At 68.3% G+C, this 14,418-nt stretch carries 15 protein-coding genes; 4 read left to right on the forward strand and 11 right to left on the reverse strand.

Features of this window, described 5'->3' with window-relative positions; all coding sequences use genetic code 11:
- Window positions 1-4: 4 nt before the first annotated feature.
- The 7 genes from egtE to G6N59_RS14275 all read right to left on the reverse strand — a co-directional run bounded on the left by egtE (window position 5) and on the right by G6N59_RS14275 (window position 6,834).
- Window positions 5-1,138, reverse strand: a complete 1,134-nt coding sequence (gene egtE / locus G6N59_RS14245; protein ID WP_138232916.1) for an ergothioneine biosynthesis PLP-dependent enzyme EgtE — start codon at window positions 1,136-1,138, stop codon at window positions 5-7.
- Window positions 1,135-2,130, reverse strand: a complete 996-nt coding sequence (gene egtD / locus G6N59_RS14250; protein ID WP_138232917.1) for an L-histidine N(alpha)-methyltransferase — start codon at window positions 2,128-2,130, stop codon at window positions 1,135-1,137. Before egtD ends, egtE begins: the two co-directional genes overlap by 4 nt.
- Window positions 2,131-2,164: 34 nt before the next feature.
- A complete protein-coding gene (egtC, locus tag G6N59_RS14255) occupies window positions 2,165-2,848 on the reverse strand; it encodes an ergothioneine biosynthesis protein EgtC (protein WP_138232918.1) in 684 nt (227 codons plus the stop codon).
- Entirely contained in the window at window positions 2,848-4,155 is a 1,308-nt protein-coding gene (gene egtB / locus G6N59_RS14260) for an ergothioneine biosynthesis protein EgtB (RefSeq protein WP_138232919.1), read from the reverse strand. Before egtB ends, egtC begins: the two co-directional genes overlap by 1 nt.
- Window positions 4,152-5,438, reverse strand: coding sequence for an ergothioneine biosynthesis glutamate--cysteine ligase EgtA (gene egtA / locus G6N59_RS14265; protein ID WP_138232920.1), 1,287 nt, complete (start codon window positions 5,436-5,438; stop codon window positions 4,152-4,154). Before egtA ends, egtB begins: the two co-directional genes overlap by 4 nt.
- 183 nt (window positions 5,439-5,621) lie before the next feature.
- The gene (locus G6N59_RS14270) at window positions 5,622-6,266 is read right to left on the reverse strand and encodes a sensor domain-containing protein (protein ID WP_138232921.1); all 645 of its coding nucleotides are present in this window, start codon (window positions 6,264-6,266) and stop codon (window positions 5,622-5,624) included.
- A gap of 97 nt (window positions 6,267-6,363) precedes the next feature.
- A complete protein-coding gene (locus G6N59_RS14275; protein WP_163911323.1) occupies window positions 6,364-6,834 on the reverse strand; it encodes a hypothetical protein in 471 nt (156 codons plus the stop codon).
- A gap of 161 nt (window positions 6,835-6,995) precedes the next feature.
- Between G6N59_RS14275 and G6N59_RS14280 the strand changes: the two genes are divergently transcribed.
- Both G6N59_RS14280 and G6N59_RS14285 read left to right on the forward strand, forming a co-directional pair.
- Entirely contained in the window at window positions 6,996-7,421 is a 426-nt protein-coding gene (locus G6N59_RS14280; protein WP_138232923.1) for a guanyl-specific ribonuclease, read from the forward strand.
- Complete coding sequence (locus G6N59_RS14285; RefSeq protein WP_138232924.1) at window positions 7,418-7,693, forward strand: barstar family protein; 276 nt, start codon at window positions 7,418-7,420, stop codon at window positions 7,691-7,693. The genes G6N59_RS14280 and G6N59_RS14285 overlap by 4 nt, the downstream gene beginning before the upstream one ends.
- A gap of 6 nt (window positions 7,694-7,699) precedes the next feature.
- On the opposite strand, the gene G6N59_RS14290 is transcribed toward G6N59_RS14285, so the two are convergent.
- Genes G6N59_RS14290 through G6N59_RS14300 form a run of 3 tightly spaced genes read right to left on the reverse strand, consistent with a single transcriptional unit; the run spans window position 7,700 to window position 11,126 of the window.
- Complete coding sequence (locus G6N59_RS14290) at window positions 7,700-8,818, reverse strand: DUF4185 domain-containing protein (RefSeq protein ID WP_138233299.1); 1,119 nt, start codon at window positions 8,816-8,818, stop codon at window positions 7,700-7,702.
- A 2-nt stretch (window positions 8,819-8,820) separates the two neighbouring features.
- Window positions 8,821-9,858, reverse strand: coding sequence for an aspartate-semialdehyde dehydrogenase (locus G6N59_RS14295; RefSeq protein ID WP_138232925.1), 1,038 nt, complete (start codon window positions 9,856-9,858; stop codon window positions 8,821-8,823).
- A gap of 2 nt (window positions 9,859-9,860) precedes the next feature.
- Entirely contained in the window at window positions 9,861-11,126 is a 1,266-nt protein-coding gene (locus G6N59_RS14300; RefSeq protein ID WP_138232926.1) for an aspartate kinase, read from the reverse strand.
- Between the two features lie 107 nt (window positions 11,127-11,233).
- Between G6N59_RS14300 and G6N59_RS14305 the strand changes: the two genes are divergently transcribed.
- Window positions 11,234-11,815 (forward strand): nitroreductase family protein, encoded by a 582-nt coding sequence (locus G6N59_RS14305; protein ID WP_138232927.1) that lies wholly within the window; start codon window positions 11,234-11,236, stop codon window positions 11,813-11,815.
- Here G6N59_RS14305 and G6N59_RS14310 read toward each other — a convergent pair.
- The gene (locus tag G6N59_RS14310) at window positions 11,812-12,312 is read right to left on the reverse strand and encodes a hypothetical protein (RefSeq protein WP_234884432.1); all 501 of its coding nucleotides are present in this window, start codon (window positions 12,310-12,312) and stop codon (window positions 11,812-11,814) included. The two genes, G6N59_RS14305 and G6N59_RS14310, sit on opposite strands and share 4 nt — an antisense overlap.
- A gap of 249 nt (window positions 12,313-12,561) precedes the next feature.
- Between G6N59_RS14310 and leuA the strand changes: the two genes are divergently transcribed.
- Window positions 12,562-14,403, forward strand: coding sequence for a 2-isopropylmalate synthase (gene leuA, locus G6N59_RS14315; RefSeq protein ID WP_138232928.1), 1,842 nt, complete (start codon window positions 12,562-12,564; stop codon window positions 14,401-14,403).
- The last annotated feature ends 15 nt before the right edge of the window (window positions 14,404-14,418 follow it).

The raw sequence follows: 14,418 nt of genomic DNA on the forward strand, positions 1-14,418 counted from the left end.
CCGCTCAGGCCGATGCAGCAGTCAGCGCACCGGCGAAGGACTCCAATTCTTCGCCGGTGACGTCGACATGCGGCGATACCCGCAGCACCGGAATCTTCATCTCGAACGGTGCCCGGTCGATCCCCGCCACGGTGGTGACGACGCGGTGTTCGGCAATCAGCTTGGTACGCACGGAGTTCGGATCGGCGCCGCGAGTCGGCTCCAGCGTGGTGATCGCCGTGGGCTCGTCAACATTCTCGACCACCCGCCAGCCGGGCAAGCCCGCCAGTGCGGTCCGAGTGTGCCGTCCCACCTCGGCCAGCCGGGCACGCACCAGCTCCGGCCCGGCCACCAGATGTTCCTCAAGCGCCATCGAAAAGGCCACGCGGGCAGCAATATTGGCCTCACCGAGGTCCAATCGTTTCAGGACCGGCAACGGTGTGCCCCATTCCGGCAGTGGAATGCGCGGCCGAAGCCGGTGTGACACAGACGAACTGATGGCCAGCACCCCGACGCCGCGCGGTCCGGCCAGCCACTTGCGCGACGACGCGTAGATGACGTCGGGCGACACGGCGCAGTCCAGGTGGCCCAGCGCCTGAGCCGCGTCCACCGCCACCGGCACGCCGAGCGTGTGGCACGCCGCGACGAACTCGGACAACGGCTGTGCCACGCCGCGGTGACTGCCGAGCGCCGTCAGATGGGCCAGCGCCGGCGGGTCGTCCTGCATCACCGCGACCGCCACCTCGACGTCGAGCCGCCCTTGATCGTCGACCGGGAGCTCCCGGACGGTGAATCCGTTGGCTTCCATGATCACCAGGTTGGGGCCGTACTCGCCCGGCAGGCAGGCGACAGTCTTTTCGCCGTCCCAACTGCTCAGCAGAAGGTTGAGCGCGTTGGCCGAACCCGTGGTGAATACGACGTCGCCGGCGGACATCCCGGTCAGCGCAGCCACCGCGGCGCGTCCGGCCTCCAGCGCGGGTTCCGCGGCTTCGGCGGCGACATAACCGCCGACCTGTGCCTCCAGCCTGGCATGCTGGGCAGCGGCGTCGATGACGGCGAAGCTCTGCCGCGAACAGGCGGCGTTGTCGAAATGCAGACCCAGCGGTTTGGGCCGGGCAGCGCGCCACAGGTGCGCGACGGCGAGATCGGCCCCGCTCACGTCCGCAGGTCCGGCTTGACCGCCAGCGACAGGCCGAAGTCCCCTGCCGGATCGGTCCACCAGTCCGTCTGACGCAGCCCGGCGGCCGCCAACTCGGCCGCGACGCCCTCGGGGCGGAACTTGCACGACACCTCGGTCAACATCTCCTCACCCGCCTCGAACTCCACCGACAGATCCAACTCGCGTATCTGAACCCGTTGCGCGGCAACGGACCTCAGCCACATCTCGATACGCTCGTGTTCGGGGTTCCATCGTGCCACATGTTCGAAGCGGTCGAGATCGAAATCAGCGTCCAGCTCGCGGTTCACCACCGCCAGGACGTTGCGGTTGAACCGCGCGGTGACTCCGGCGCCGTCGTCGTACGCCGCCACCAACCGAGTGGTGTCCTTCACCAGGTCGGTGCCGAGCAGCAGCGTGTCATTCGGCCGCATCGCGTCGGCCAAGCTCGCGAGGAACTCGGCCCGCGGGCCGGCTGTCAGGTTGCCGATCGTCGACCCGAGGAACACGATCAACCGGCGGCCCGCGACGGGCAGCTCACCCAGGTGTTGTTCGAAATCGCCTCGCACCCCACTGATCTCGACACCGTCGTACTCGTCGGACAGCTGGGCGAGCGCCGCGCTGAGCACGTTCTCGTCGACGTCGAACGCCACGAACCGGCGCAACGCGGCGGCGTCGCGGAACGCATCGAGCAGGATGCGCGTCTTCTCCGACGTACCACTGCCCAACTCGACCAGCGTGTCCGCACCGGAAGCGCCCACGATGGCGCCGGCCGCCTCCTGCAGGATGTGCGCCTCGGTACGGGTCGGGTAGTACTCGGGCAGGCGGGTGATCTGATCGAACAGATCGCTTCCGACGGCGTCGTAGAACCACTTGGGCGGCAACGATTTCGGCGACTGCGACAGGCCCTCCCGGACGTCGCGTCGCAGCGCCCGGGGCGCCCAGTCGGCAGCGAGATGGTTGATCAGCAGCGGTGCCGTCTTGCTCGGTGTCATTGCGGTCCTCTTCTCCAGTTCAGGCCGGGCCAGTTCAGGTCAATGGCGTCATCGCGACCCCGGCGGCCGTCACCTCGACGAGATGACGATCCGGGATGTCCTGCCAGTCGGGTTGGTCGTCGTAGGGCTCGCTGGCCACCACAACCCCGTCGGGGCGACGCAGTACCGACAACGTGTCGCCCCACACGGTGGCCAGCAGTCGGGAACCGTTGGCAGCCAGGATGTTCAGCCGCGCCGCCGGGTCGGATTCCCCGACCTCGCGCACGGTGTCCGCCAGGGCGTCCAGTCCCCGGGCGAAGATGTGAGCGGCCAGGATCGCGCTGTCCACGGTCGATTCCGCCGTCCGGGACACGGGCAGCACCGCGCGGTCGACGACACCGTTGTGCGACAACAGCCACTCTCCGTCGGTGAACGGCGCCGACGCCGAGGGCTCGATGGGCATCCCGACTGTCGCCGAGCGGACGGCGGCGACCACGCACCCGCTGCGCAGCGCCGGGGCCACCGAAGCGAGTGACGCATCACCCCACAGAGGGGCGGCACTGCGCCAGCGTCGCGGCGTCGCGCCATCGAAGAAGCCGACGCCCCAGCCATCGGCGTTGACCAACCCGTGCTTCTGCCGCCGGGGCGAATAAGACTGCACCAGAAGCCCGTTCGCAGGTTCCAAGATCAGCGACGACACCGAGACGGGGTCACCGAGCCAGCCGAGGTGGCGACACATCAGCCGCGCTCGCTCTCGACGGACCAGGCCAGCCGCACGCCGGAGAAGATCTGCCGGCGGATCGGATGGTCCCAGTTACGGAAGCTGGGTCGCAGGATGTCGCCTGCCACCGCCCAAGAGCCGCCGCGTAGCACCCGGTAGTCACCGTTGCCGGTGCCCTCGAAGAACGGCTTTGAATAGCGGTCGTAGATCATCGGGGTGAAACCCGGCCACGGCCGCAGCGGCGACGTGGTCCACTCCCACACGTCGCCGACCAATTGTTCGACACCGTAAGCCGAGGCGCCGTCGGGGTACGCCCCCACCGGTGCCGGACGCAGCGCGCCGCCGTCGAGGTTGGCCCGCTGCGCGTCGGGCGCGGTCGCGCCCCAAGGGAATCGGCGCCGCGCTCCCGCTGCGGGATCCCAGGCGCAGGCCTTCTCCCACTCAACCTCGGTGGGTAGCCGCGCACCCGCCCAGGCAGCGTAGGCCTCGGCTTCGTAGAAGCTGACATGCTGCACAGGTTCGTCGGGTGGCAGTTCCTCAACATGGCCGAACCGCACCCGCCCGGTGGCGTCGGCACTCCAGAACTGCGGTGCCACCAGGCCCGCCTGCTGCCGGTGCTCCCATCCGGCCGCGGACCACCACCGCGGGTGCCGATACCCGCCGTCGGCGACAAACTCACGCCACTCGGCGTTGGTGACCGGCACCCGGCCGATCCGGAACGACGGCACGTCGACGAGGTGCGCCGGTCTCTCGTTGTCGAGCGCGAATGGCTCGTCGGCTGCATCGACACCGAGCACGAACGGTCCGCCGGGCACCAGTACCGAGGTGCCCGCCACCCCGCCGCGCCCCTGCGGCAAGGCGGTGCCCGGCCCCAGCAGTGGTGGGCCGCTGCGCATGTTCAATGCCTGCAGCATGGTCTCGTCGTGCTGGTTCTCGTGGCTGATCACCAGAGCGAAGGGAAACTCGGCGCCGGCCTCGTCAGACAGGCGGTCAAGGGCGTCAAGGGCTTTGGACCGGATGGTGCGGCAGAAGGCACGCGCATCGGTCGGCGGCAGCAGCGGCAGGGACACCCGGCTGGCGCGCGAATGCACGAACGCGTCGTAGAGGCCGTCCACCTCCGGCGACAGCAGCCCCGGCCGCTTCGGGTCGCCACTGCGCAACAGCCAGAACTCTTCCTGCTGACCGATATGCGCCAGATCCCACACCAGCGGGCTCATCAGCGGGTCGTACTGGCGCAGCAGCTCGGCGTCGTCGAACTCGACCAGGGCCAGCGTCCGGTCCCGGGCTCTGGCCAGCCCTCGGGCCAACAGCTCGCGCGTACTCACACCCCACCTTTCAGCCGGTCATCATGTGCCAACCCGGTGATGGCCGAATCGATTCCGTGCGCGACAACCCGGTCCGCGAAATCGTCGGCCGCGCTGCGCCCGTGCGTCACCTGCCGCAGCAACCGGTCCATCGACCCCGCCACGTCAGCCGGTGCGACCTCGGCGGCGGCTTGCACACATCGCACGGCCGAGGCTCGCAGCCGCGGATCGGCCAGCCCCACCCGCGCCGCCTGATCCCACGCGGTGGCCACCGATTCGGTTGCCTCCCAGGCGATCTCCGACAGCCGGGCATCATCGAGCAGCGACACGAGGGTGAACACCACAGCGGGCCAGAGGTCGTCGGACAAAGCATCGAGGTAGCGGATCTCCAGCCAGCGCCGCGGCCGGACCGGCGGGAACAGCGTCGTCAGGTGGTAGTCCAAGTCGGCCTCGGTCGGCCGGCGGCCCCCGAGCAGCGTCCGCCCGTCCGCCCAGTCGGCGAACGGTACCCATTCGGTGATCGGCTCCGCCTCCGGCGTGTGCACCAGCATCACCGGTGCCTTCAGGGCATAGCGCGCCCAGTCGCTGGCCGGATCGACACCGCTGGCGCCGAGGATCGGCCCACAGCGCGCGGTGTCCAGCTGGCCCCAGATCCGCTGACGCGTGCTCTGCCAACCGGTGAACTCGCCGCCCAGCATCGGCGAGCTCGCCGACACGGCGATCATGGTCGGGCCCAGGGCGTGGGCCAGCCGAACCCGATCAGCCCATCCGTCCCGCGGGCCGGCGTCGACGTTGATCTGCAGCGAGGCGGTCGACGTCATCATCGCCGCCCCGGCCGCACCCGTCCCGCCGGCCGCGAAGAATGCCTCCATGGCCCGGTACCGACCGCCGGGGTTGACGCGGGCCTGCGGCCGGAGCGGATCCACCCCGACCTGCAAGAGGCCCAACCCGCGGCGCCGCATCGATTCCCGTAGTACCGCCTGATCCGCCTGCATCGCCGCGATCGCGGCTCCCGCACCGTCCAGTGGTGGCCCCGACAACTCGATGGCGCCGCCGGGTTCCATGGTGATCGCGCTGCCACCGGGCAACTGCGGCACCGCCGCGACCGCTTCGGTCAACTCATCCCAAGCGGGCCGCCGCGACAGGTCGGAGAGATCGAAGCAGTGCGCCTCGATCTCGAGGCCGACGCGGCCCACCGGGCCGTCCCGCAGACAACCGCCACCGGCCAGCAGGGCGGCGGCGTACGCGCTCGACAACTCGGGGTATTCGGCGTGCGGACGGCGCACGGCGGTAGCGGTGCCCATCTGAACATCCCCTTCCGAGATTCGGGGTGGCCCCCGTCAACCGTTGGTTGGTGTTCCCGGACCAAGTCTGGATTGCCTAGTTCAGACGCGTCCCGAGCATTTCGTGTTCGTCCGACGATGCCATGAGGCACCGACAAAAGTCTGCGCGATATTTGTGCGATGCCTGGCTCCAACCCGACAACGTCATTGCCCCAGAGCGTTCTGCATGGCCCCGGCCAGCACGTTGACCGCGGGGCCGGCGTTGCCGGATTGGCAGACTTTCGCCTGCAGCAGAACGTTCTCCCGCAGCCGGGTCTGCACAAAACAGCGGCGATCGGTGTCCGCCTCCTGCTTGACCCACGCCGAGTCGACCGGGCCGGCCTGCTCACCCGCGAAACTCCAGACCTGGGTCCGGCCGTCCTCCAAGTGCATCGCGGTGGTCTGCCCCGAGCATCCGACGGTGCGGTCGACGACCCGGTGAAATGCGCGGGTCGCAGCCTCTGCGGTCGCGAACACTCCCACTGCCTGCTTGGCCGAGTGGCTGTCGTCGGTGGCCGTCGTCTGTGTCACGGCGCCGTTGAACGACGCCAGGTCCGGGTCGCCGTACACCTCGGGCAGCCCGATGTCACCCCAGTTGTTGCACACCGGAAGGTCGACGAAGAAGCCCTGATACGGCGTGGTGAACGTGGACTCCCAGCCCATCGGGGCGCCGACCACATTGCCGACCGATCCCTTGCCGAGGACCGCGTACGACACCACGCCCGGGTCCGACGGTTTGGCGGCCGCAGCGGGCGGGGCGACCAGTGCCGCGATGACGCAGGCGGTGAACCAGAGCGGGCGCGCAGTCATGACTCCGATGATGCCAGTGACCGGCCGCGTTCCCGAACAGACGACAGGCCGCACCCCGATCGGGCACGGCCTGTCGTTTGATGCGGGACTGGTGGGGTCAGCGTCCGGGCTGGGCCGGACCGGGCTGGCCGGGTGCTTGCGGGCCGGGGCCGCCGGGACCCTGCCAACCGGGGCCGCCCTGGCCTGGTCCACCGGGACCCTGCCAGCCGGGGCCGCCCTGGCCCTGCCAGCCCGGACCGCCGGGGAACATCGGGTGCCACATACCGCCGCCGCGCGGACCCTGGTGACCCTCGCGGAATTCGGACGTGTCTTGTCCGCGGTGGTGCTTGTGCCAGCCGTGGTGGCCACCGCCGGAATGCGCGCCGAGAACGAAGCCGGAGAAGAAGATCGTCGCGACGATGAACACGATGCCGGCGACGATGCCGACCCATGCCAGCACCTTGTTGAGCTTGCTGTGCTTGTGCTCGGCGGGCGGTGCGGCCACTGCGGTGGCCGTTGCTACAGGCGGGAACGAGTCCGTCGGGGTATCCGGCGTCTCGGGTGTTTCTTTAGGGGTTTCGTCACTCATGTCATCGATGATCCGTCCGTCAACCACTGCGGTGGCTAGGTTGCGCGTAAGAATCAGCTATGAGGCGCGCGGCGCGGTAGCGTGGCCTTTGTAGCGGAGCATCGGCCGGGCTTTGGGGGCCGGCCGACGCTCCGATTTCAGAACGCGGCAGAAAAGGTGCGATGTCCAGAACCACCCTGCGCGCCGTGGTCTTCACGTGCGGCACCGCGTTGCTGCTGACCCTCGCCCCGGCGTGTGCGAAGCAGTCCGCCACGCCCACCGGGCCGAGCCCGACGGCCAAGAGCACGTCCGGGCTGCCCGTCTGCCAGCTGTCATCGCTGCCGGCCGAGGCCGGTACCACCGTCAATCTGATCCACCACGGCGGGCCGTTCCCCTCCTCGCGGGACGGCATAGTGTTCGGCAATTTCGAGCACCGACTGCCCAACCAGCAGCGCGGCTACTACCACGAGTACACGGTGCCCACACCGGGCGCGAAGACCCGCGGCACCCGGCGGGTCATCACCGGCGGGGAACCGCCGACCAGCCCGCCGGAGTTCTACTACACCGGCGATCACTACGAGACGTTCTGCCAGATCGGAGGAGCGTGAAGACCTTCACCGTGCGCGGTGCGCGGATCCATTCCCGCGCAGACCTTTTCACCGAACTGGGCCACGCGGTGGGCGGCCCCGGCGGCTACTTCGGCAGCAATCTCGACGCGCTGGCCGACTGCCTCGGCGGCAGCTACGGCACCCCGGACGACGAGCCGTTCCGCTTCGTGCTGACCGACAGCTCAAAAGCCAAGAAAGCCTTGGATTCCCACACCTGGACCGGACTGCTCGAGGTGTTCGACAGCGCCGGCGTCGACTTGGTGCTGAGCTGACGCCGCCTACGACTTCACCGGGTTCACCGCGAACTGGATGACGCGGTACGGCGCGGTGTCGCGAGGCTTGGTGTTCCACTGGCTGACCAGAATCCGCAGTTCCTCGAGTGTCGAGCCCGGCGAGATGTAGCCGCCGTACGGCTGGGCCAGCTGATTGTCTTGCGGCGCAGGCAGTTCGTCGGCCTGCTCTGGCCAGTCGCCGGCGACGACGACTGTCGTGACCGGTGCCGAACCGAGCCCGGTCGGAGTGTTCGCGACCCGTACCTCCATGTTGCCGGTGCTGCTGTTGAAGTAGGACAGCACGGTCTTGCCGTCGACCTGCTTCATGCTCATCTCACCGATTCGGTCGCCCCACAACGGAGTTGGCGGTTTGCCCCAGCCCGTGGCGGCGGACCAGCCCTGCCAGCTGGACCGGTCGGTGAACGACTGCGGCGTCGCGCGATAGAGGAAGACCGGGCTGCTGCGGTCGAAGTTGTTGGCGACGAGGTACACCCAGCCACGCGGCGAGTCTGCGGTGGGCACCGGGTCGTAGTACCCCGTGATCTGGCTCTGCGCTCCCCCGGCGTACCCGGCCGGCCGCACCGAGCCGGGCACGGTCGGCCAGGCCCCACGCACGGGGTCCGCCTTAACCAGCCGCGAACTGGCGGGCACCAGGTTCTTGGTGGTGGTGATCAGCAGGTAGTTTTCCCTGTTGATACTGACCACACCAGCCGGAAGTTGGGACGTGCCAGGCACTTTGGGGTCAGCCAGCAGTGGCTTGTCGATGCCCGTGGCACCGCGGTAGCGAAGTCCGTCAGGTGAATTGACGGAGTCGGTGTCCACATGCAGCGCGACGGGCGCGTACCAGCCGCCGAATCCGACACCCTGCCCGGCGAAGCTGTCGCCGCAGATTTGCAGGATGCCGCTGGGGAACTCCATGAACTCGCAGAGATCGGTGGCCCCGATGCCGTAATCAGCTGTCGGCGTACCGGTTCCGGCCACCGGACCGATGCGCGTCACCTGGCCCGGCACCAACGGCCTGAGCACCGGAGTGGGCACCGGCGCGGGCGGATCAGCCTGCGCCGGCGGCAGCTCCAGACCGAGCCCGAACACCAGCGCCGAGAGCGACGCGATGGCGGCCCGCAAGGTCAACGGGTCGCGAGCAGCTCGGCGATCTGAACAGTGTTGAGCGCCGCACCTTTTCTCAGGTTGTCACCCGAGACGAACAGTGCGAGGCCACGACCGTCGGGCACACCCGGGTCCTGGCGGATGCGGCCCACCAGCGAGTCGTCGGCGCCGGCGGCGGCCAGCGGCGTCGGCACGTCGACCAGCGAGACACCGGCCGCGTCGGCCAGCAGCTCGCGGGCCCGCTCCACCGAAAGCGGCCGCGCGAACTCGGCATTGATCGACAGCGAGTGCCCGGTGAACACCGGCACGCGCACGCAGGTTCCACTCACCAAAAGCTCCGGGATGCCGAGAATCTTGCGGCTCTCGTTGCGCAGCTTCTGGTCTTCGTCGGTTTCACCCGAGTCGTCGTCAACCAGCGAGCCGGCCAGCGGAATCACGTTGAAGGCAATGGGCGCAACGTATTTCACGGGCGCGGGGAACTCCAGCGCCGATCCGTCGTGCACCAGCTGCTCGGCGCCGTCGACGACAGCGCGAGCCTGCGAAGCCAGCTCGTCGACACCGGCCAGGCCGCTGCCCGACACCGCCTGATAGCTCGACACGATCAGCCGGGTCAGGCCGGCCTCGTCGTGCAGCGGCTTGAGCACCGGCATGGCGGCCATGGTGGTGCAGTTCGGGTTGGCGATGATGCCCTTGACCAACTGCTTGCCGCGCACGTCGCGGTCGAAGTTGACCTCCGAAACCACCAGCGGCACATCAGGATCCTTGCGCCACGCCGACGAGTTGTCGACGACGATGGCACCGGCGGCGGCGAAGCGCGGCGCCTGCACCCGCGACATGGTCGCACCGGCGGAGAACAGCGCGATGTCCAGGCCCGACGGGTCGGCGGTCTCGCTGTTCTCGACCTCGATTTCCTGGCCGCGGAACGTCAGCTTCTTGCCCTCGGACCGCGCCGAGGCGAAGAACCGCACGGAACTCGCCGGGAAGTCGCGCTCTTCGAGGAGTTTGCGCATGACCTGGCCGACCTGGCCGGTCGCACCTACGACACCGATCGCAACCATGACTAGCGCCCCGTCCCGCCGTACACCACCGCGGCTTCTTCGCTGGCGAAGCCGAAGGCCTCGTGCAGCGCCGCGACAGCCTTGTCCAGCTCAGTGTCCTTGACCAGCACCGAGATTCGAATCTCGGAGGTGGAGATCAGGTCGATGTTGACGCCGACCTCGGCCAGCGTCTCGCAGAACTTGGCGGTGACTCCCGGGTGGCTGCGCATGCCGGCGCCGACCAGCGACACCTTGCCGATGTGGTCGTCGTACAGCACCTGCGAGAAACCGATCTCGTCCTTCAGCGACGTCAGCTTCTCGACGGCTCCGGGACCGTTCTCGCGCGAACAGGTGAAGGTGATGTCGGTCTTGCCGTCCTCCACCTTCGAGATGTTCTGCAGCACCATGTCGATGTTCACGTCAGCGTCGGCGACGGCGCGGAACACCTTGGCGGCGTAGCCGGGCACGTCAGGCACACCGACGACGGTGACCTTCGCCTCGCTGCGGTCGTGGGCAACTCCGGTGAGAATGGCGTCTTCCATGGGGATGTCCTCGATCGATCCTTTGACGATGGTGCCGGTCTTGTCGGAGTACGACGACCGGACGTGAATCGGAACGTTGTAGCGGCGGGCGTATTCCACGCAGCGCAGCATCAACACTTTGGCGCCGCAGGCCGCCATTTCCAGCATCTCCTCGAAGGAGACGGTGTCCAGGTGGCGGGCATTGGGCACGATGCGCGGATCGGCGGTGAAGATGCCGTCCACGTCGGTGTAAATCTCGCACACGTCGGCGTTCAGCGCGGCGGCCAGCGCCACCGCGGTGGTGTCCGAGCCACCACGGCCCAGCGTGGTGACGTCCTTGCTGTCCTGGCTGACGCCCTGGAAGCCGGCGACCAGCACGATCTGGCCCTCGTCGAGAGCTTCCCGCAACCGGGTTGGCGTGACGTCGATGATCTTGGCGTTGCCGTGCGTGCCAGTGGTGATCACGCCGGCCTGTGAGCCGGTGAACGACCGGGCCTGCGCGCCGAGGGACTCGATGGCCATGGCAACCAGCGCGTTCGAGATGCGCTCACCTGCGGTGAGCAGCATGTCCATCTCGCGGGCAGGTGGCGCCGGGGACACCTGACGGGCCAGATCCAGCAGATCATCGGTGGTGTCGCCCATGGCCGAGACCACGACGACGACGTCATTGCCGGCCTTCTTGGTTTCGACGATCCGCTCGGCGACTCGACGGATTCGCTCGGCGTCCGACACCGAGGATCCGCCGTACTTCTGGACGACGAGCGCCACTGTTCGCGTTTCCTTCTCTGAATTGGCCAGCTTGCATTCGCATCAATGCTGCCCACAAGGATAAGGGAGGGGTGAAGCCAATTTTGTTGCCCGGTAGCTTGGCAGTCGTGCATCGCGCGTCTGATCGACTCGCCGCGACGTCGGTCCCGATCCATCCCGACATCGCCGCTCGCTGGAGCCCACGTGCTTTCGACCCCAATGCCGCACTGCCGCATGAGGATCTGGCCGCACTGCTGGAGGCGGCACGGTGGGCGGCCACCTGGGGCGGGCGCCAACCCGTGCGGTTCATCGTGGGGGTTCGGGGTGACGAGACGTTCGTCACCCTGGCCGGACTGCTGCGGCGCGGTAACAGCTACGCCCGGGCCGCGTCGGCGCTGATCCTGCTGTGTGCCGACGCGGGGCCCGACGAGAGAACCGCGCTGTACAGCACGGTGGACGCCGGTTCCGCGATGGCGAATCTGTCGGTCGAGGCAGTGTCCCGCGGCCTCATCGTCCATCCGATGGCCGGCTTCGACGTACCGGGCACCGTCGAGGCGTTCGGCCTGCCCGAGACGTTGCGCCCGCTGATGGTCATCGCCGTCGGCACCCTCGGTGACTACGCCGCGGCCGGTCCCGACATCGCCGAGCGCGACGGCCGGCCCCGTGCGCGGCTGCCGCTCGACGAAGTCGTCCTGAATTGGCCCGTCTAGAAGATGTCGGTCAGCTTGCGCTGTGCCGGGCAGGCGTCGGTCAGTGCCTTCATCTGCTCCGTGATCTGCGCGTTGATCGCTGACAGCTGGTAGGCCTCGGTCGGCGCGGGTGCCCCGGGCGCCCGGCCCTGTGCCGCGATCCGGTAGGCGTCCAGCGCCGAGGCGAATTGCGACGCCAGCGTCGCCAGCTGCACCGCGTGGGCCGCGACCTTGTCGCCCGTGACCTTCTGCGCCCGCTCTGCCATGCCGTCGGCCCAGGCCCGGTACGCCGTCTCCTCGGCGATGGTCGGAACTCCGTTGCCGTTCTTGTCGATCTTCGACTCGATCTGCACGGCCTGCGCCTTGTTGTAGTCGAGCATCTCGCGCACCGGCTTGCACTCCGGCGTCGGCCCGCGGAACTCGGTCTGCCACACCACGAGGCCGATGACGACGGTGAGCGCGACCGCGATGCCGATCTTCCAGCTCCGGTCCAGGCTCAACAACCATCTCGTCAACACGGACGAACTGTATCGGCACAGTCGGCGCCGCGGCCATTTCACCTGGCCAGGAACTTGGCAGGAGACACTCTGACCGGGTTTTGGCGAACTACTGGACCGGAGTAAACTCGGCACTGATGTTTATCGCGCGGGTGCTCCTCCTCGGACGCCGCGACGGGGTCTGATCCGACCGGCCTCCCGTCGCGGGGGTTGACGATGCGCCGGTCCTGACCTTCTAGGTCCCATCCAGACAGACCGGAGCAAAACACCGTGACCACCTACTCTCCCGATTCTTCTGCCGACTCCTTCTCGTCGGTACGCGCCATCACCACCCCGTCCGGCCCGCGCCGCGAAGGCCAGCCGTCCTGGAACACCCAACGCAATTCCGCGATGCCCGTCAGCCGGTACCGCAGCTTTGCCGACGAGGTCCCGGGCGGGAGCCCGGCATCCGGCTCGGTGACCGTTCCGCCGTTCGACCGCACCTGGCCCGACAAGGTCGCCACCGTCGCACCCGGTTGGTGCGCCGTCGACCTGCGGGACGGCAACCAGGCCCTGATCGACCCCATGAGCCCGGAGCGCAAGCGCCGGATGTTCGACCTGCTGGTCCGCATGGGCTACAAGGAGATCGAGGTCGGCTTCCCGTCTGCCAGCCAGACCGATTTCGACTTCGTCCGCGAGATCATCGAGCAGGGCGCCATCCCCGACGACGTCACCATCCAGGTGCTGACGCAGTGCCGGCCGGAGCTGATCACGCGCACCTTCGAGGCGTGCAACGGCGCCCCGCGCGTGATCGTGCACTTCTACAACTCGACGTCCATCCTGCAGCGACGCGTGGTCTTCCGCGCGGACCGCGAAGCCGTCAAGAAGATCGCCACCGACGGTGCGCAGCTGTGCGTCGAGGAGGCCAAGAAGCACCCCGGCACGCTGTGGCGTTTCGAGTACTCGCCCGAGTCGTACACCGGCACCGAGCTGGAGTACGCCGTCGAGGTCTGCAACGCGGTGGCCGAAGTGGTCCAGCCGACCCCCGACTGGCCGCTGATCGTGAACCTGCCGGCGACTGTAGAGATGGCCACCCCGAACGTCTACGCCGACTCGATCGAGTGGATGAACCGGCACCTGGCCCCGCGCGACTCGATCATCCTGAGCCTGCACCCGCACAACGACCGCGGCGAGGGCGTCGCGGCCGCCGAGCTGGGCTATCTGGCCGGCGCCGACCGCATCGAGGGCTGCCTGTTCGGCAACGGTGAGCGCACCGGCAACGTGTGCCTGGTGACGCTGGGCCTGAACCTGTTCAGCCGCGGCGTCGACCCGCAGATCGACTTCTCGAACATCGACGAGATCCGCCGCACGGTCGAGTACTGCAACCAGCTGCCGGTCGCCGAGCGGCACCCCTACGGCGGTGACCTGGTGTACACCGCGTTCTCGGGCAGCCACCAGGACGCCATCAACAAGGGCCTGGACCAGATGAAGGTGGACGCGGATGCCGCCGACGCCGACGTCGACGACATCCTGTGGCAGGTGCCGTATCTGCCCATCGACCCGAAGGACGTCGGCCGCACGTACGAGGCCGTCATCCGGGTGAACTCGCAGTCCGGCAAGGGCGGCGTCGCGTACATCATGAAGGCCGACCACGGGCTGGTGCTGCCGCGCCGGCTGCAGATGGAGTTCAGCCAGGCCATCCAGAAGATCACCGACGGCGAGGGCGGCGAGGTCTCCCCGAAGGAGATGTGGGACGTCTTCAACGAGGAGTACCTGACGCCCATCACCCCGCTGGAGCGCATGCGTCAGAAGGTCGACGCATCCGAGGAGGACGGCGGCACCGACACCATCACCGCGATCGTCAAGATCGACGGTGAAGAACGCGAGATCGTCGGCGCCGGCAATGGCCCGCTGGCCGCCTTCATCGACGCGCTGGGCGCCGTCGGCTTCGACGTCGACGTGCTGGACTACTCCGAGCACGCCATGTCGGCCGGCGAGGAAGCCCAAGCCGCGGCGTATGTCGAGGCCTCGATCGGTGGCAAGTCGGTGTGGGGTGTCGGCATCGCGCCGTCGATCACCACGGCGTCACTGCGGGCCGTGGTATCTGCCGTGAACCGTGCCGCGCGTGATTAACTGACGGTCGCGTAG

Origin of the sequence: Mycolicibacterium aubagnense (assembly GCF_010730955.1) — a bacterium.
Classification (GTDB): Bacteria; Actinomycetota; Actinomycetes; order Mycobacteriales; family Mycobacteriaceae; genus Mycobacterium; species Mycobacterium aubagnense.

Bases quoted from the DNA above. Each gene is read 5' to 3' on its own strand.
- egtC (WP_138232918.1), bottom strand. From the start codon at position 2,848: ATGTGTCGCCACCTCGGCTGGCTCGGTGACCCCGTCTCGGTGTCGTCG.
- G6N59_RS14275 (WP_163911323.1), bottom strand. From the start codon at position 6,834: ATGAGTGACGAAACCCCTAAAGAAACACCCGAGACGCCGGATACCCCG.
- G6N59_RS14280 (WP_138232923.1), top strand. From the start codon at position 6,996: ATGTCCAGAACCACCCTGCGCGCCGTGGTCTTCACGTGCGGCACCGCG.
- G6N59_RS14270 (WP_138232921.1), bottom strand. From the start codon at position 6,266: ATGACTGCGCGCCCGCTCTGGTTCACCGCCTGCGTCATCGCGGCACTG.
- egtA (WP_138232920.1), bottom strand. From the start codon at position 5,438: ATGGGCACCGCTACCGCCGTGCGCCGTCCGCACGCCGAATACCCCGAG.
- egtD (WP_138232917.1), bottom strand. From the start codon at position 2,130: ATGACACCGAGCAAGACGGCACCGCTGCTGATCAACCATCTCGCTGCC.
- G6N59_RS14295 (WP_138232925.1), bottom strand. From the start codon at position 9,858: ATGGTTGCGATCGGTGTCGTAGGTGCGACCGGCCAGGTCGGCCAGGTC.